General features: G+C 72.6%; 15 protein-coding genes. 7 read left to right on the top strand and 8 right to left on the bottom strand.

What is annotated here, in order from left to right; all coding sequences use genetic code 11:
• Positions 1-181: 181 nt before the first annotated feature.
• On the bottom strand, positions 182-520 hold the full coding sequence (locus B073_RS0130020) for a hypothetical protein (protein ID WP_037813082.1): 339 nt from the start codon (positions 518-520) through the stop codon (positions 182-184).
• Positions 521-628: 108 nt separating this feature from the next.
• Here B073_RS0130020 and B073_RS0130015 point away from each other — a divergent pair, with 108 nt between their 5' ends.
• Positions 629-1,048: a hypothetical protein gene (locus tag B073_RS0130015; RefSeq protein WP_026247861.1), complete on the top strand. Its 420-nt coding sequence runs from the start codon at positions 629-631 to the stop codon at positions 1,046-1,048.
• 158 nt (positions 1,049-1,206) lie between these two features.
• Here B073_RS0130015 and hutH read toward each other — a convergent pair whose 3' ends face one another.
• The 5 genes from hutH to B073_RS0129990 all read right to left on the bottom strand — a co-directional run bounded on the left by hutH (position 1,207) and on the right by B073_RS0129990 (position 8,360).
• On the bottom strand, positions 1,207-2,751 hold the full coding sequence (gene hutH / locus B073_RS0130010) for a histidine ammonia-lyase (RefSeq protein ID WP_051094248.1): 1,545 nt from the start codon (positions 2,749-2,751) through the stop codon (positions 1,207-1,209).
• A 106-nt stretch (positions 2,752-2,857) separates the two neighbouring features.
• Positions 2,858-3,955 carry a GGDEF domain-containing protein gene (locus tag B073_RS0130005; protein WP_051094264.1) on the bottom strand — a complete coding sequence of 366 codons (1,098 nt, stop codon included), beginning with the start codon at positions 3,953-3,955 and terminating at the stop codon, positions 2,858-2,860.
• A gap of 194 nt (positions 3,956-4,149) precedes the next feature.
• The gene (locus B073_RS0130000) at positions 4,150-4,962 is read right to left on the bottom strand and encodes an enoyl-CoA hydratase/isomerase family protein (protein WP_018541781.1); all 813 of its coding nucleotides are present in this window, start codon (positions 4,960-4,962) and stop codon (positions 4,150-4,152) included.
• 99 nt (positions 4,963-5,061) lie between these two features.
• Positions 5,062-6,297, bottom strand: coding sequence for an adenylate/guanylate cyclase domain-containing protein (locus B073_RS0129995; protein ID WP_018541780.1), 1,236 nt, complete (start codon positions 6,295-6,297; stop codon positions 5,062-5,064).
• A 1,196-nt stretch (positions 6,298-7,493) separates the two neighbouring features.
• Positions 7,494-8,360: a biotin--[acetyl-CoA-carboxylase] ligase gene (locus B073_RS0129990; protein ID WP_018541779.1), complete on the bottom strand. Its 867-nt coding sequence runs from the start codon at positions 8,358-8,360 to the stop codon at positions 7,494-7,496.
• A gap of 132 nt (positions 8,361-8,492) precedes the next feature.
• Here B073_RS0129990 and B073_RS0129985 point away from each other — a divergent pair, with 132 nt between their 5' ends.
• The 5 genes from B073_RS0129985 to B073_RS0129965 all read left to right on the top strand — a co-directional run bounded on the left by B073_RS0129985 (position 8,493) and on the right by B073_RS0129965 (position 12,927).
• Entirely contained in the window at positions 8,493-10,082 is a 1,590-nt protein-coding gene (locus tag B073_RS0129985) for an acyl-CoA carboxylase subunit beta (protein ID WP_018541778.1), read from the top strand.
• A 33-nt stretch (positions 10,083-10,115) separates the two neighbouring features.
• Positions 10,116-10,331, top strand: a complete 216-nt coding sequence (locus tag B073_RS0129980) for an acyl-CoA carboxylase epsilon subunit (protein WP_018541777.1) — start codon at positions 10,116-10,118, stop codon at positions 10,329-10,331.
• Positions 10,332-10,439: 108 nt separating this feature from the next.
• A complete protein-coding gene (gene mmpB, locus B073_RS48870) occupies positions 10,440-10,568 on the top strand; it encodes a morphogenic membrane protein MmpB (RefSeq protein ID WP_018541776.1) in 129 nt (42 codons plus the stop codon).
• 165 nt (positions 10,569-10,733) lie between these two features.
• Positions 10,734-12,218, top strand: coding sequence for a peptidoglycan D,D-transpeptidase FtsI family protein (locus tag B073_RS0129970; protein ID WP_026247860.1), 1,485 nt, complete (start codon positions 10,734-10,736; stop codon positions 12,216-12,218).
• Between the two features lie 100 nt (positions 12,219-12,318).
• Entirely contained in the window at positions 12,319-12,927 is a 609-nt protein-coding gene (locus B073_RS0129965) for a Maf family protein (protein WP_018541774.1), read from the top strand.
• Between the two features lie 96 nt (positions 12,928-13,023).
• Here B073_RS0129965 and B073_RS0129960 read toward each other — a convergent pair whose 3' ends face one another.
• Positions 13,024-13,488 carry a hypothetical protein gene (locus B073_RS0129960; protein WP_018541773.1) on the bottom strand — a complete coding sequence of 155 codons (465 nt, stop codon included), beginning with the start codon at positions 13,486-13,488 and terminating at the stop codon, positions 13,024-13,026.
• Between the two features lie 478 nt (positions 13,489-13,966).
• On the opposite strand from B073_RS0129960, the gene B073_RS0129955 reads away from it, so the two are divergent.
• Positions 13,967-15,736: an acetyl/propionyl/methylcrotonyl-CoA carboxylase subunit alpha gene (locus B073_RS0129955; RefSeq protein ID WP_018541772.1), complete on the top strand. Its 1,770-nt coding sequence runs from the start codon at positions 13,967-13,969 to the stop codon at positions 15,734-15,736.
• A gap of 131 nt (positions 15,737-15,867) precedes the next feature.
• On the opposite strand, the gene B073_RS0129950 is transcribed toward B073_RS0129955, so the two are convergent.
• Positions 15,868-17,052 (bottom strand): alpha/beta hydrolase, encoded by a 1,185-nt coding sequence (locus B073_RS0129950; RefSeq protein WP_018541771.1) that lies wholly within the window; start codon positions 17,050-17,052, stop codon positions 15,868-15,870.
• Between the last annotated feature and the right edge of the window lie 211 nt (positions 17,053-17,263).

Below are 17,263 nucleotides of genomic sequence, written 5' to 3'. Positions count from 1 at the left end.
TGCGGATATCACGCGAGGTGCGGATATCGAACGGCGTAGCGCGTGACGCCGGCGTCGCCGGAGCCGAATGGCGGCGACTGGACGGGATGTCCGGCCGGGCGGACGCGGGCAGTCTGCGGCCCCCGGGCGGCGGGGAGCCGTCCGGGGGCCTGGGTGGGTGTGCGGTGGGGTGCGGTGGCGGTCAGCCGTCCCCGTCCGCGTCGTCCGCGAGGTCCCACTCCGCCGCGTCCCATGCGGTGTCGGGGTCGTAGTCGGTCATCTCCTCGCTGCTCCAGGAGGCGTGCGCGAGTTCGGTGCCAGGCACCCCGGTGACCAGGTCGAAGGGGTCGATCAGATGGGCCAGGGCCTCCGCCGGGTCGTCTCTGACCGTTTCGCGTGACTGCCGGCGTTCGTCGTCGGGGAGGGCGGGGTCGCCGTCGATACGGGCGAGGGCGGCGCCGGTCAGCTCGGCGGCGTCGGTGACCTCCATGACCAGTTCGACGTGAAGCCGTACAAAGCGTGATGTCTCGCCATTGCTCATGAACGGAGGGTATGCACGTCCGGGTCCCGACTACCGCGCGACCCGCGGCGGTCACTAACATCTGCGGTCAACGGCCAATTCGCCGAACCCACAAGGGGGATCGCTTTCGTGACCGCGCGACGACCACTACTGACCGCCGCTGCCGCGGGATCGGTGCTGTTCGCCCTGTGGTTCGTACCGTCCGCCAACGCGATCGTGGGAGAGGGCGGAGCGCCGCATTCCGGCGTCCGGGCGGAATCCGCCGCGGCCGAGCGGGACCAGGCGAATGTGGCGCACTCGGCCCGTTCCGAGGGGCGCATCGGGGGCACCGCCGACAAAAGGAATTCCGCCGCGCGGGAATCCGGCGGCGGTTCCACCACGACCCGGCCCGGCGGCGAAGGGGCCGAGGACGACGGCCCGGTGCACTACCTCGCCGACACCGGCAGCCCGGACACCACGCCCTATGCGGTCGGCGGCGTGGCCTTCCTGGGGCTCGGCGCGGCGCTGGTCGGCTACTCCGTACACCGCACCCGCGACGAGACCGCCTGAGGCCGGGGCCCGGGGCCGGGAGCCGAGCCCGCCCCGGCCGGCGCGCCGCAGCCCCAGCCCGATCCGGCCGGCCGGCCAGCCAGACGGTCAGCCAGACGACCAACGGGCCAACCGGCCAGCCATTTGACGCCACGTCACCACTTCAGGATGTCACCGCGTCAGGCCAGCTCCCCCGTGACCGACTCCGCCGCCGCCACCAGCTTCCCGTCCCGGACGAAGGCGTACGCGGCCTCCAGGTCCGGTGCGAGGAAGCGGTCCTCGCCGGGGCCCTGCACACCGGCGGCGCGCAGCGCGGCCAGCACCGCGCGGGTGGCCGGGGCGGGCGACAGACCCTCGCGCAGTTCGACGGCGCGGGTCGCGGCGTAGAGCTCCACGGCGATGATCCGGGTGAGGTTGTCCACCGCGGTGCGCAGTTTGCGCGCCGCCGACCAGCCCATCGAGACGTGGTCCTCCTGCATGGCGGAGGACGGGATGGAGTCCACCGAGGCCGGTGCGGCCAGCCGCTTCAACTCGCTGACCAGCGCCGCCTGGGTGTACTGGGCGATCATCAGGCCCGAGTCGACGCCCGGGTCGCCGGCGAGGAAGGCGGGCAGCCCGTGCGAGCGGTTCTTGTCCAGCAGCCGGTCGGTGCGGCGCTCGGCGATCGAGCCGAGGTCGGCCGCGGCGATGGCCAGGAAGTCCAGCGCGTAGGCCACCGGCGCGCCGTGGAAGTTGCCGTTGGACTCCACCCGGCCGTCGGGCAGTACGACGGGGTTGTCGACGGCGGCGGCCAGCTCCCGTTCGGCGACCAGACGGGCGTGCGCGAGGGTGTCCCGGCCGGCGCCAGCGACCTGGGGGGCGCAGCGGATGGAGTAGGCGTCCTGGACGCGCGGGGCGTCGTCCTGGTGGTGGCCCGTGAGGCCGGAACCCTCCAGGAACGCCAGCATGTTGGCGGCCGAGGCGGCCTGGCCCGGGTGCGGCCGGATGGCGTGCAGCTCGGGTGCGAGGACCTTGTCGGTGCCCAGCAGCGCCTCCATGGAGAGCGCGGCGGTGAGGTCCGCGGAGGTGAACAGCCGGGCCAGGTCGGCGCAGGCCATCACCAGCATGCCGAGCATGCCGTCGGTGCCGTTGAGGAGCGCCAGCCCCTCCTTCTCGCGGAGTTCGACGGGCGCGATGCCGTGCGCGGCCAGCAGCTCGGCGGACGGGCGGACGACGCCGTCGGGGCCCTCCGCCTCGCCCTCGCCCATCAGCGTCAGCGCGCAGTGCGAGAGCGGCGCGAGGTCGCCGGAGCAGCCGAGCGAGCCGTACTCGTGGACGACCGGGGTGATGCCGGCGTTCAGGAGGGCGGCCATGGTCTCGACGACCAGCGGGCGGACGCCGGTGTGCCCGGAGGCGAGGGTCTTCAGCCGCAGGAACATCAGGGCGCGGACCACCTCGCGCTCGACCCGCGGGCCCATGCCGGCCGCGTGCGAGCGCACGATGTTGCGCTGGAGCTGGGCGCGCAGCTCGGGGCTGATGTGCCGGACGGCGAGGGCGCCGAAGCCGGTGGAGACGCCGTAGACCGGGTCGGGTTTGGCGGCGAGTTCGTCGATGAAGGCGCGCGAGGCGGCGACGGCGGTGCGGGCCTCGTCGGACAGCTCGACCCGGGCCGCGCCGCGGGCCACCGCGATGACGTCCTGTGCGGTGGTGCCGGACGTCCCCAGCACCACAGTGTGCATATCCATATTCAGGCACCCTAGAGACTGAATCGCCGGATGTCACCACCGGATTTCGGGATCACCCCTTACCGATCATCGCCCGCGCCGGCGGGCCGTACCACCCGCACCCCGCTCACCTCCGGAACCTGCGCCGCTCCGGGCCGGGTGCCGGCTCCGGCGCGTCCGCCAGCCGCACCACCGGATCGTCCGCGCCGCCGTGCCGCCCAGCCACCACCGGCCCGCCGGACTTGGCCGCCTTGGCCCGGTACTGGGCGGCGTCCGCGAGCCGGAACAGCCGGCGGGCGCTGTGCACCGGGCCGATCGGGTCGCCGGTGGAGGCGACGCCCACCGCGACGCCGTCACCCACGTCCAGCTCCGCGGCCCGCCCGCACAGCTCGCCGGCCACCTTCACCACCTCGTCGGCGGCCGGACCGACCGCCAGCAGGCAGAACTCGTCCCCGCCCAGCCGCGCCACGAGCGTCCCCGGCAGCATCGCGCCGCACAGCGACAGCACCGACCCGAAGCGCTCCAGCAGCCGGTCGCCGACCGCGTGCCCCTGCGAGTCGTTGACCTCCTTCAGCCCGTTCAGATCGCAGACCACCAGGCTGACCACCGCCCCGTCCGCCCGGTGCTGCTCCAGCGCCTCGTCCAGCCGCATGTCGACGGCGCGGCGGTTGGCCAGTCCGGTCAGCGCGTCGGTGAACGCCAGCCGGCGGGCCTCCGCCAGCCGCTCGGTCTGGGCGATCCCGGCGGCCGTGACGGCGGCCAGCACCGTCGCGAACTCGGCGTCCGCCCGCCCGAACACCGGCTCGCCGGGCCGCCGCGCCACATACAGCTCGCCCCAGGCCCGGCCGTGCAGCACGATCGGGGCCACCACGCAGCACCCCCGGCCGCGGCGCCGCAGCGCGGCCACCCGCTGGTGGTTGTAGAGACCGCCCGCGCCGCCACTCGCCTCGCCCTCGGCGACCTCCACCCAGGCGCCCGGCTCCCGGCCGCCGGCCCACTGCTCGTGCAGGAACCCGACGATCTCCGGGAACTCGTGCACCGGGTACGCCTCGCCCTCGGGGAACTCCCGCTCCCCCGGGGTGAGTTCGCCGACGTTCGCCAGCACCCGCAGCCGTCCCCGCTCGCGCTCCCACTTGGAGATCGCCGCGAAGGAGCCGCCCAGCGCCAGCCGCGCGCCCTGCGCCGCGGCCCGGGCCGAGTCGCGCAGCGCCGGCGCGGCGGCCATCGCCTGCGCCAGTTCCACCACGGCCCGCAACCGCGCGTCAGCCTCGCCCGTCACCGGAGCCTCACATTCCGTCACCGTGAACACGCTCTGTAGGACAGCGTAGGAATGTTTGACCCGATTCGCCCCTTCCGCTGGTCAGCGGCCCTCGGAAGGGGCGGGCCGGTCAACCGCCACCCGGGGGAACGGACCGAAGGTCACTCCCCCGGCCAGTCGGGATCCCGCTTCTCATTGAAGGCCGCGACGCCCTCGGCCCGGTCCCCCGAGAACGCCACGCTCCGCCAGGCACCGTCCTCCAGATCCAGCCCGGCCCGCAGGTCCAGGCCCTGACCGAGCCGCATGGCGCGCTTGGCGGCGCGCAGCCCGACCGGGGAGTTGCGGGCGATCGCCGCGGCCAGCGCCAGCGCCTCCGCGCGGTCCTGCCCGTCGGCCACCACCCGGTCCACCAGCCCCAGCTCGCCGGCCTCCGCCGCCGCCACCCGGCGCGCGGTGAACACCAGCTCGGCGGCGCGCGCCGCACCCACCCGGCGCGGCAGCAGCTGCGTCCCGCCGCCGCCAGGGATGACCCCCACCGACACCTCCGGCAGCCCCACCACCGCGGTGCCGTCCGCGACGATCAGATCGCAGGCCAGCGCCAACTCGTAGCCGCCGCCCAGTGCGAAGCCGTGCACGGCGGCGATCGTCGGCATCGGCAGCTCCAGTACGCCGGTGTACGCGGCCCGGGCGCGCGGCCGCTGCCGCATCAGATCCGCGTCGGTGAAGGAGTTCCGCTCCTTCAGATCGGCGCCCACGCAGAACGCCCGCTCATGGGTGGAGGTGAGGACCACCGCCCGCACGGACCGGTCGTCGGCCAGCGCGGCGCACGCCTCCGCCAGCGCGTCGGCCATCGCCGTCGACACCGCGTTCATCGCCTTCGGCCGGTCCAGGACCAGCTCCGCCACGAAGTCGTGGCGCCGGACGCCGACCCACTCCTCCGCGCCGAACCGCCGCATACCGTTCGTGTCGCTCATACCGCCCTCCCGATTCCGGGTTAACGATCGCTTACCCGACCGCTGAGGATCATGTCAGCTCGCGGCGGTTTACGGCAGGGGCGGCCCGGCCCCGTGCGCTCATCCGCGCCGGGTCAGCATCCACGGCTCGACGACGCCCAGACCGCGCACCGGCCGCTGCCACATCGGCTGCAGCGCGAAGCGGTACGGGGGCGGCGGGCTGCCGGTGCCCTCCTGGGCGGCCTTCTCCGCGGCCGCGGCGTCCGCCTCGGACACCGGGGCGTCACCGGTGCGCCCCAGCTCCTCCGCGAACGCCTCGTCCACCAGCACGGTGTCCTTCGGCGCTATCGAGGTCAGCCGGCTGGCCAGATTGACGGTCGTCCCGAAGACGTCGCCCATCCGCGTCGTGACCGTGCCGAACGCGATGCCGACCCGCAGCTCGGGCATCGTCTCGTCGTGGCCCATCGTCTCGATCAGCCGCAGCCCGATCTCCGCGGCGATGCCCGCGTCGTCCGCCGCGAACAGCACCTCGTCGCCGAGGGTCTTGATGAGCCGGCCGCCGTGCGCGGCGACCAGGTCGGCGGCGGTGGTCTCGAACGCCTCGACCAGCTCGCCCAGTTCCTCCTCCTCCAGCCGCCGGGTCAGCCGGGTGAAGCCGACCAGGTCGGCGAAGCCGACGGCCAGCCGACGGTTCACCATCTCCGCGTCGTCCTGGGCCTGGACGACGCGCCCGGTGGCCGCGGCGAGCTGCCGCCGCCAGACGTAGACCAGGAACTCCTCCAGCTCCGGCAGCAGCAGCTCGACCAGGGGGTACGTGATCTCCGTACGGGTCAGGCCGGAATCCTGGGGCTCGGTCAGCCCCTCCAGGAACGAGTCGATCTGCCAGTCGGCGAGCCGCGCCGTGGTCTGACCGGTGGAACGGGCGACCTGCACCGCCATCGCCTCGCTCAGCAGCCCGGCCTCGACGAGACCGGCCAGCCGGCGCAGGGCCAGCACATCGGCCTCGGTGAGGGCCTTGACCTGGCCGATGTCCGCAAAGCCCATGGCCCGCCAGAAGCGGGCCGCGAGGTCCATCGAGACGCCAGCGCTGCGGGCCGCCTGGAACGGCGTGTAGCGGCGCTCGGCCCCGAGGATGAGTTGTTCGAGCTTGACGGCGATGTTGTTCTCGCCGTTCTCCGGGCCGTCGCCGTCGCCGTTCTCATCGCTGCCGCTCTCGCCGCTGCCGCCGGTGGCTCCCTCGGTGGCGCCGTCGCTCCTCGCGGGGTCGCCCGCGGGCTCGCCCGCAGGGGCCTCCCCCACCGCCTCGCCCCCGGCGTCCGCGCCGCGCGGGGTGGCTCCCGACTCGTCGGCGGTCACCGGCCGCTCCCTGTCCGTTCCCTGCGCACGGCCCTTCCGATCTCGCTGCTCGCCCATGATCCGCTCCCTGCGACGGATCGCCTCAACGATACGGCAGGTGTGCTCTGCCTCACGTAGTCGCTGCGCTTGGTTTGGCATCCCACGCTGTGGTTACGGTGAGCTGGCCATTCCGCCGGACCCTGGCGGCTTCGGGTTGCTCGCCGTGGCGGCGGGGGGTGTGATTGTGGCCGCCCCCCGTTGTCGGCTGCGTGGTGCCGTGTCGGCTGGGGTCTCTTCGCCTACGGCTGGTGGGTGGGGTCGGAGGGGCTGCCCCGGAACCCTCCCCCAGCCTTCGGCCGGGAGGTGCCCCCACGGTGCGGGCGCATCTGCTCCGTCAGATGACGAATGCCCCGGCGTTCGCTCCAGATCCTGCGGGCGGGCTCCGGGACATCCCCTCCGACCCGGCGCCGTCGGCGACTGTCCCGCCGCCCCGGTACCGGTCGGCTAGGCGAGGCGCCCCCTGAGGTGAGGCGGCCGGGTGCAGCTCTCCGGGGCGATGGCCGTCTCTACGGCTGGCAACCACGCGGTCGCGCCGCCCTCCCTATGGCCTCGCCGCCTAGGGAGCTCGCCTATGCGTGGGCTGGCAGTCGGCTACACGGACGCGCCCCCAGGAGGCGCCCCGTAGGGGGAGAGCGACCGACCCGGACCGGACTCCCACCCTGGCGCCGCATGCGCGCTAGCGACGGGCCCGCGGGCGCCGATGACGGTACGGCTGTGGCGGGGGGACGGTCTGGTGCCAAGTGGCGGGAGAGTCGGCGACGGCGTAGGCCGGAGGGGATGTCCCGGGGTGCGCCCGCAGGATCTGGAGCGAACGCCGGGGTAATCATCAATTGACTGAGCAGATGCGCCCGCACCGAGGACGTACCCCGGGGCAGCCCCTCCGGCCCCACCCACGGCGGGAAGCCGCAAGCGCCCGCCCCCACCGAGGCTGCGGACGACGCGCGCCCTACGGCGGGAAGCCGAGGCCACCTCCGCCCCACCACAGCCGCACACGAACCGCCGGCGCCCCGCCGGCGCCCCGCCGGCGCCCCGCCGGCGGCAGCCGACAACGTGGGGCGGCCACAAACACACCTTCCGCCGCCACGGCGAGCAACCCAAGGCCGCCAGGGTCCGGCGGAATGGGAACCCGCCGCCACCACAACGTGGGAAGAAAAAGCCTACGCCGGGCGCAGATGCACGATGTCCCCGGCGTCCACCGGCTGTTGGACCCCGTCCGCCGTGGCCAGCACGAGTCGTCCGTCCGCGTCGAGCGCGACCGCCTCGCCCTCGATCGAGCGGTCGCCCGGCAGCAACGCCCGCACCTTCCGCCCCAGCGTCGCGCACCCCGCCGCATACGCCCCCTGCAGCCGGCACCCCGCCGGGTCCCCGTCCGCCGCCTGCCATTCGCCGTACCACTCCTCCAGGGAGCGGAGCACGGCCCGCAGCAGCGGGTCCCGGTCGGTGTTGGCGGCGCCCGCGAGGGCGAGCGACCCGGCGGTGGGGACGGGGAGTTCGTCGGCGGTGAGCGAGACGTTGAGGCCGATGCCGAGGACGACGCCGTCGCCGGCGCGTTCGGCGAGGATGCCGCCGGCCTTCCGTTCCGCGCCGTCCACCGTGACCAGCAGGTCGTTGGGCCACTTCAGCGAGGTGTCGACGCCGGCGGTGCGGGCGAGCGCGGCGGCCGTGGCCACCCCGGCGAGCAGCGGCAGCCAGCCCCAGCGCGCCGGCGGCACGGCCGGCGTGAGGTAGACGGAGACGAAGAGGCCGGAGCGCGGCGGCGCCGACCAGCGGCGGTCCAGCCGGCCGCGGGCGGCGGACTGCTCCTCGGCGACGAGGACGGTCCCTTCGCGCAGCCCGCCGGCCGCCGCCCGCTCGGCGAGGTCGGTGTTGGTGGACCCGGTGGCGGGAACGACGTCCAGTGAGGACCAGAGCGAGCCGGGGCGGACGAGGGCCCGGCGCAGCGCAGTGGCGTTCAGCGGCGGGCGGCCCAGATCGCTCCAGCGACCGGCTTCTTTGTCCCGGTTTTCCGGTGGTTGAGGCGTCATGGCCCCAGCCTAGGTGTGGTCAACGACGCAGTGCCGGAGAGCAGTCCCGCCGATACGCTACGAGTCGGTAGCCACACCCGTACCTCCCTCGGTTACGAGTGCCAGTCCAGGACGAGCAGGAGCCGCATCCCGATGTCCGAACCGGAAGCAAACATCCACACCACCGCGGGCAAATTGGCGGATCTGCAGCGGCGGATCGATGAAGCCACCCATGCCGGCTCCGCCCGCGCGGTGGAAAAGCAGCACGCCAAGGGGAAGTTGACGGCGCGTGAGCGTATCGATCTCCTCCTGGACGAGGGCTCGTTCGTCGAGCTCGACGAGTTCGCCCGGCACCGGTCGACGAATTTCGGGATCGAGAAGAACCGGCCGTACGGAGACGGTGTCGTCACGGGATACGGGACCGTCGACGGACGGCCGGTGTGCGTGTATTCGCAGGATTTCACCATCTTCGGCGGCTCACTGGGCGAGGTCTACGGCGAGAAGATCGTCAAGGTGATGGACTTCGCGCTGAAGAACGGCTGCCCGGTCATCGGGATCAATGACGGCGGCGGGGCGCGCATTCAGGAGGGCGTGGCCGCGCTCGGGCTGTTCGCGGAGATTTTCCGGCGGAATGTGCATGCGTCGGGTGTGGTGCCGCAGATTTCCCTGATCGTGGGGCCGTGCGCGGGCGGTGCGGTGTATTCGCCGGCCATCACGGATTTCACGGTGATGGTCGACCAGACGTCGCACATGTTCATCACCGGCCCGGACGTCATCAAGACGGTGACGGGCGAGGACGTCGGCTTCGAGGAGCTGGGCGGGGCCCGTACGCACAACACCACCTCGGGTGTGGCGCACCACATGGCGGGCGACGAGAAGGACGCCATCGAGTACGTCAAGGGGCTGCTGTCGTACCTGCCGTCCAACAACCTCTCCGATCCGCCGGCCTTCCCGGAGGAGGCGGACCTGGCGGTCTCCGACGCCGACCACGAGCTGGACACCCTGATCCCGGACTCGGCCAACCAGCCCTACGACATGCACACCGCGATCGAGCATGTGCTGGACGACGGTGAATTCCTGGAGACCCAGGCGCTGTTCGCGCCGAACATCCTCACCGGGTTCGGGCGGGTCGAGGGCCATTCGGTCGGCGTGGTGGCGAACCAGCCGATGCAGTTCGCCGGCTGCCTGGACATCAAGGCGAGCGAGAAGGCCGCGCGGTTCGTGCGGACCTGCGACGCGTTCAACATCCCGGTGCTGACGTTCGTCGACGTCCCGGGCTTCCTGCCGGGGACGGACCAGGAGTACGACGGGATCATCCGGCGCGGCGCCAAGCTGATCTACGCCTACGCGGAGGCGACGGTTCCGCTGATCACCGTGATCACCCGGAAGGCGTTCGGCGGCGCGTACGACGTCATGGGCTCCAAGCACCTGGGCGCCGACCTGAATCTCGCCTGGCCGACCGCGCAGATCGCGGTGATGGGCGCGCAGGGCGCGGTGAACATCCTGCACCGCCGGACGCTGGCGGCGATCGAGGACCCGGCCGCGCTGGAGACGCGCCGCCAGGAGCTGATCCAGGAGTACGAGGACACCCTGCTGAACCCGTACGTCGCGGCCGAGCGGGGCTATGTCGACGCGGTGATCATGCCGTCCGAGACCCGGCGGCACATCGTCCGCGGGCTGCGCACGCTGCGCAACAAGCGGGAGGCGCTGCCGCCGAAGAAGCACGGCAACATCCCGCTGTAGTCCCGCCACAGGGCCGTAGGAGGTCGGTTGACGATGATCAAGGTCGTACGGGGCAATCCCACACCCGAGGAGTTGGCCGCCGCGCTGGCGGTGGTGCAGGCCCGGGCGGCGGCGGTGGCCGCCGGCGTCGCCCCGGAGGAGCGCGGGCACAGCGGCGAGTGGTCGGATCCGGCGGCGACGGTTCCGCGCCGGTCCCGGATGCCCCACCCGGGACCGCGGGCCTGGCGGACCAGCTTCTGGCCGCGGTGACCTGGCGGAATCGGTCGGTGCACGATGCACTGACTAGTCCTTCGTGAGGCGGCGCCTGAGTACGCGTACTCAGGCGCCGTCGCCGTGAGGGGCGGGAGGATCGAGGCCATGCTGTGGTCCGATCCGCCCGACGAACCGCCCGAGGAGCTGCGCGAGGTGCAGGCGAAGCTCCGTCGGATGGGCTTCGTGCTGGCCACGGCGATCATGGTCGGGACGCTGGTGCTCCTGATGCGCTGACGCCGCTCGGGGTTCCCACGGTTCCCACCCCCTCCTCCCCATGGCCCTCATCACCCCCCGCAACCACAGCGTCCCAAATTGCCTCTTTCTCTCTCGACAGTGCAATTCGGGCAAGCGGCCGCGCGGTGACCGGCCGGACCGCGGTGCCGCGGTGGAGGGGAGACCATGAACAGGCCGCTCAGACACATAGCCGTCTTCTGCGGGGTGCTGATACTCGCCCTGCTGGTCCGGGTGACCTGGGTGCAGTTCGTGCAGGCGGACCAGCTCGCGAACGACACCAACAACCGGCGGGTCAAGATCGAGGCGTACTCGTATCCGCTCGGCAACATCATCGTGGACGGCAAACCGATCACCGGGTCCACGGAGACCAGCGGTGACTTCAAGTACAAGCGCACCTACACCGACGGCGCCATGTACGCGCCGATCACCGGCTACGCCCGGCAGGCGGCGGGCGAGACCATGCTGGAGGGCGTCTACCGCAAGGTGCTCAGCGGCAAGGACGACCGGCTGTTCTTCAACCGGGCGCGCGGGATGCTGACCGGTGAGAAGCCGCGCGGCGGGGACGTCCTGACCACCATCAGCGAGAAGGCGCAGAAGGCCGCGTACAAGGGGCTGACCGATCTGCACGCGACCGGCGCGGTGGTCGCCCTCGACCCGCGCAGCGGCAAGATCCTGGCGATGGCGAGCACGCCGTCCTACGACCCGTCGAGCTTCGCGGGGCTGACCGGCGCGGAGGGCAAGAAGTACCTCGCCCTGGAGGGCGACAAGTCCAAGCCGATGAACAACCGGGCGCTGCGCGAGATCTACCCGCCCGGCTCGACCTTCAAGGTGCTCACCGCGGCCGCCGCCCTGGAGCACGGCACGGTCACCGACATCAACGCCTCCTCCGGCGCGCCCGCCCCGTACACCCTGCCGCAGACCCGCACCCAGGTCCCCAACGACATCAAGTCGGCGCCCTGCGACAAGGCGTCGCTGAAGACCGGTATGCAGTGGTCCTGCAACAACGTCTTCCTGGACGCCGCGCACAAGCTCGGGACGGACAGAATGCGGGAGACGGCGGAGAAGTTCGGCTTCAACGAGGAGCTGTTCGTCCCGGTCCGTGCCGCGAAGAGCGGTTATCCCGCCAAGCTCGACCAGCCGAAGACCGCGCTGACCGGTATGGGCCAGGGCGATCTCACCAGCACCCCGCTCCAGATGGCGATGGTCGCCGCCGGTATCGCCAACAACGGCAAGGTGATGAAGCCGTACATGGTCGAGGAACTGCGCGGCCCGGATCTTTCCACGATCGAGAAGTTCGACCCGGAGCCGCTGCATCCGAAGGACCCGCAGGCGGTTTCCGAGGGCACCGCGAAGAAGGTGCAGGAAATGATGGAGTACACCGTCTCGGACGGCACCGCGTCGAAGGCGAAGATCGACGGGGTGACGGTCGGCGGCAAGACCGGGACCGCGCAGCACGGCGTGAATGTGGATGACGAGCGGCCATACGCCTGGTTCGTCTCCTACGCGAAGCTGCCCGACGGGAGTTCGCCGGTGGCGGTGGCGGTCTTCGTCGACCCGAAGGACATGGACATTCCGCGTGCGGACATCGCCGGCGGCTCGCTGGGCGGCCCGATCGCGAAGTCGGTGATGCAGGCGGTGCTGAACAAGTAGCGGTAAGTAGGGGGAGCCCGGACGCGGCGGACGTCAGTGGGCCGGGGGTCGGGTCGGCCCCCGGCCCGCTCGCGTCCGCCGCGTCCGTACGATGGCGGACATGACCGACGCTTCCCGCCGCCGCCTCGTCCTCGCCTCCCAGTCCCCGGCCCGTCTCGGTCTGCTCCGGCAGGCCGGACTGGCGCCCGAGGTCCTGGTGAGCGGGGTCGACGAGGACGCGCTCACCGCCGCCACCCCGGAGGAGCTGGCCCGCGTGCTGGCCGAGGCGAAGGCCGCCGCGGTGGCGGCCCGGCCGGAGGCCACGGGCGCGCTGGTCGTCGGCTGCGACTCGGTGCTGGAGCTGGACGGGCGGGCGCTCGGCAAGCCGGCGGACGCCGAGGACGCCACGGCCCGCTGGAAGTCGATGCGCGGCCGGTCCGGGATCCTGCGCACCGGCCACTGCGTGATCGACACCGTGTCGGGCCGGCGGGTCTCCGCCACCGCCTCCACCACGGTCCGGTTCGGCGAGCCCAGCGACGCCGAGATCGCCGCCTACGTGGCGAGCGGCGAACCGCTGTACGTGGCGGGCGCGTTCACCCTCGACGGCCGCTCGGCGCCGTTCATCGACGGCATCGACGGCGACCCAGGCAATGTCATCGGCCTCTCGCTGCCGCTGTTCCGCCGTCTGCTCGCCGACCTGGGCGTGACGATCACCGACCTGTGGGCGTGAGGGGCCGGCGGGTCGGCGGTTGAGGCCGAACGGAGCCCGCTGCGGCGGGAGTTCGCCCGGTGCGTGCGGGTCGGGCCCGCCCCGCCCCGGCCGGGCTCAGGCCGGCGCGCCGTCCCTCGTCGGCCCCTCGGCCGGCCTCCCGGTCGGTTCCGGGGCCTGGTCCCCGTAGGCGATCAGGGCGAAGACCAGGAGCGCGAGCGGTACGGCCATGGCGGCGAACGCGGGCCAGCCGACCAGGCCGACGGAGAGTGCGCCGACGACGCCCTGCACCACCGCGCAGCAGATCAGCGCGATCCGCGCCAGGCGGCCGGGCGCCCGGTCGCGCAGTGCGCCGTACGCCAGCAGCGCGGCGCAGCAGAGCAGGAAGAGGGCGAGGACCGCGCCGCCGGCCCAGGCACCGGTGGACATGGCGCCCGGCCGCAGCCCGGCCAGGGACATCTGCTGCCGGTCGACCACGATGCTCAGGATCCAGTTCAGCAGCAGGACCCCGGCCGCTTCCAGGGCCAGGAGCACCGCCGCCACCAGGGCCGCCGGTCTGCGTGCCGCCACCACCTCGCCCACCCCACTTCCGCCGTCATGCGCGGTCGTGCGCCGCCCTGCGCCGCCGCGCGCCGTCGTTACGAGCCATTCCCAGCAGTACGAGCCGTTACCAGGAGTACAGAAGGCGTCAGGCACGCTACTAACGGGTAATGGTCACGGCAAGGGGTCTGCACCACCGCGTTCGACCCCCCTCCGGCATGCCCCCGACCGCCGCGCCCACCCGAAAACTTTCACTCGCCCATTCGTAGGGACTCCACAAAGAATTGACGGTCCGCCGGGCGTCCGCAGTTCGAGACCTAGGCCACACCGTGCCGCGCGCCGGAGCCCCGGAATCCGGGCCTACCCTGGGATTCCAACGGACTTTGGTCCCTCACCACCGCCGCGTGCACGCTCCGTGTGGGCAAGCTCACCCCTGGGAACGGGTCGGCACGTGGTGTCGCCAGTCCCTAAACTCGCTGCGTTCAGTGTGTTGCGGCGTAGCGCCAAGGAAGGACCCATCGTGCGCAAGGTGCTCATCGCCAACCGTGGCGAAATCGCTGTCCGCGTTGCCCGTGCATGCCGGGATGCCGGGATCGGGAGCGTAGCGGTCTACGCCGACCCGGACCGGGACGCTCTGCACGTCCGTGCCGCGGACGAGGCATACGCCCTGGGCGGTGACACCCCTGCCACCAGCTACCTGGACATCGCCAAGGTCCTCCAGGCGGCCGCCGATTCCGGCGCGGACGCCATCCACCCCGGCTATGGCTTCCTCTCCGAGAACGCCGAGTTCGCGCAGGCCGTGCTCGACGCCGGCCTGACCTGGATCGGCCCGCCGCCGCACGCCATCCGCGACCTCGGTGACAAGGTCGCGGCCCGGCACATCGCCCAGCGGGCCGGTGCCCCGCTGGTCGCCGGCACCCCGGACCCGGTCTCCGGCGCCGACGAGGTCGTCGCGTTCGCCCAGGAGCACGGCCTGCCGATCGCGATCAAGGCGGCGTTCGGCGGCGGCGGCCGCGGCCTGAAGGTCGCCCGCACCCTGGAAGAGGTCCCCGAGCTCTACGACTCCGCGGTCCGCGAGGCGGTCGCCGCCTTCGGCCGCGGCGAGTGCTTCGTCGAGCGCTACCTCGACCGCCCGCGGCACGTCGAGACCCAGTGCCTGGCCGACAAGCACGGCAACGTCGTGGTCGTCTCCACCCGTGACTGCTCGCTCCAGCGCCGCCACCAGAAGCTCGTCGAGGAGGCCCCCGCGCCGTTCCTGAGCGACGAGCAGAACGCCGAGCTGTACCGCGCCTCGAAGGCCATCCTCAAGGAGGCCGGCTACGAGGGCGCCGGCACCTGCGAGTTCCTCGTGGGCCAGGACGGCACCATCTCCTTCCTGGAGGTCAACACCCGCCTCCAGGTGGAGCACCCGGTCACCGAGGAGGTCACCGGCCTGGACCTGGTCCGCGAGATGTTCCGGATCGCCGACGGCGAGGAACTGGGCTACGACGACCCGGCGGTGCGCGGCCACTCCTTCGAGTTCCGCATCAACGGCGAGGACCCGGGCCGCAACTTCCTCCCGGCGCCCGGCACGGTCACCAGGTTCGACGCGCCGGCGGGCCCGGGCGTCCGCCTGGACGCGGGCGTGGAGGCCGGCTCGGTCATCGGCCCGGCCTGGGACTCCCTGCTGGCCAAGCTGATCGTCACCGGCGCCACCCGCGAGCAGGCCCTCCAGCGGGCCGCCCGGGCGCTGAACGAGTTCCAGGTGGAGGGCATGGCCACCGCCATCCCGTTCCACCGCACGGTCGTCAAGGACCCGGCGTTCGCCCCCGAACTGGCCGGTTCCGCCGAGCCGTTCACCGTCCACACCCGGTGGATCGAGACCGAGTTCGTCAACGAGATCCCGCCGTTCACCGCGCCCGGTGGCGAGGAGGGCGAGACGGACACCCGCGAGACCGTCGTGGTCGAGGTCGGCGGCAAGCGGCTGGAGGTCTCGCTGCCGGCGTCGCTCGGCATGCCGCTGGCGCGGGCCGCGGTCGCCGGGGGTGCCAAGCCCAAGCGCAAGGCCACCAAGAAGAGCGGCAGCGCGGTCTCCGGTGACACCCTGGCCTCCCCGATGCAGGGCACCATCGTCAAGGTCGCCGTCGAGGAGGGCCAGCAGGTCGCCGAGGGCGAACTGGTCGTCGTCCTGGAGGCGATGAAGATGGAGCAGCCGATCAACGCGCACCGCTCGGGCACCGTCAAGGGCCTGACCGCCGAGGTGGGCGCGGCGCTCACCTCCGGCGCGGTGATCTGCGAGATCAAGGACTGAACGAGAGCAGGGACCGATCGGCCCTCGGGCCGTCATAAAGGGGCGGGCTCCCGGTACACCGCGTACCGGGGCCCGCCCCTTTGCTGCGTCTTCCTTCGTCGCCCGTCTTCCGTCGTCGCCGGCGACGGCCGCTACGACTTGCCCACGACCTCCTCGGGGAACAGCAGCGTCCGGCTCATCCACTGGAGCGCGGCGGGCAGTTCACGTCGCCAGGTGGCGAAGTTGTGGCTGCCGTGGTCGAGGACGATCGCGTCCGCCTTCATGGGCGGGCGGACCGCGGCCAGGAACGCCCGTGCCGCCGGGTAGTTCTTCTCGCCGCTGCGGCTGGTGCCGATCAGGACGTTGACCTCGGGGGCCGGCAGGTGCGCCAGCCGCCACATCAGGTCGTGCTCCTCGCGCCGCCGGCCGCGGTCCTTGCCGTCGCCGAAGAGGTTGCCGGTGGTGGGGTCGTTGGTGATCTTGTAGTCGGGCGAGAGGGCGGCCGCGGCGGTGTAGGTGCGCGGGTGGCGCATGGCGAGCTGGAGGGCGCAGCTGCCGCCGGAGGAGTAGCCGAGCAGGCCCCAGGCGCCCGGGTCGTGGCCCACCCGGTAGTGCGACTTCAGGGCGTCCGGGACGTCCTGCGCGAAGAACGTCTCGGTCTGCGGGCCGCCGGGGACGTCGACGCACTCGGTGTCGCGCGGCGGCGCGATGGTGGGCCGCATCATCACGATGACCGTCGGCTGGAGGGTGCCGTTGCGGACCAGCTTGGTGGCGGTCTCCGGCAGCCGCAGGTGCTGGCCGAGCAGGAATATCCCGCCCGGGTAGCCGCTGAGCGCCACGACGACGGGGAATCTCTGGCGGGCGTACTGCTGCTGGAAGTACTGCGGCGGCAGATAGACGTACGCGGCGTCGGCGACCTTGGTCCGCTTGCCCACGATCCGCACGGTCTCGACCTTGCCGTTCTTCTCCGGCGGGCCCTTGGGCACCCCGTGGACCTTGTCCAGGCCCTCCGGTCCGGACGCCTGCACCAGCCCCTTCGACGGGTCGCCGGCGGGCCCGGCGCTGCCCTCGTCGCCCCATTTGCCGACGGCGGCGGGCGCCCCGTCGTACATGCCGAGGAGTTCGTGCCAGGAGGCGTAGAACTGGAAGTTGGTGTTCACCACCAGGCCGAGCGCGGCCACGATGGCCAGCTGGGTGCCGGCGAGCGCGCCGAGCCGCCCCAGCACCGCGCGCGGCCCGCGCCCGGAGAACCGCGGCCAGATCCAGACGGTGAGCCCCACACAGGCCACGGCGAGGGTGATCACGGCGTACAGCAGCGGCCGGCTGGTCAGTCCCATGCGATGTTCCCCAGACGTTCCCGGACGGCTCCCGGACGACCCCGGAAGCCCCTTTGCGCCTGGTTTGATGACCACCGGAAGGGCGGCGTTGCGGCCTTTCCCAGGAGTTCGCCGGCCCGACGGCACCGGTACGCCGCCCGGTCACCGGCCGGCCGCCGGGCGTCCACCGGGGGCCGGGGCCCACGCCCCCGCCCGCCCGCCGGCACCGCGA

Source organism: Streptomyces sp. MspMP-M5 (genome assembly GCF_000373585.1).
In the GTDB taxonomy this organism is placed as follows: domain Bacteria; phylum Actinomycetota; class Actinomycetes; order Streptomycetales; family Streptomycetaceae; genus Streptomyces.
Note: the sequence above shows the minus strand (reverse complement) of the source record. Positions and strands in the feature narration are given on the sequence as shown.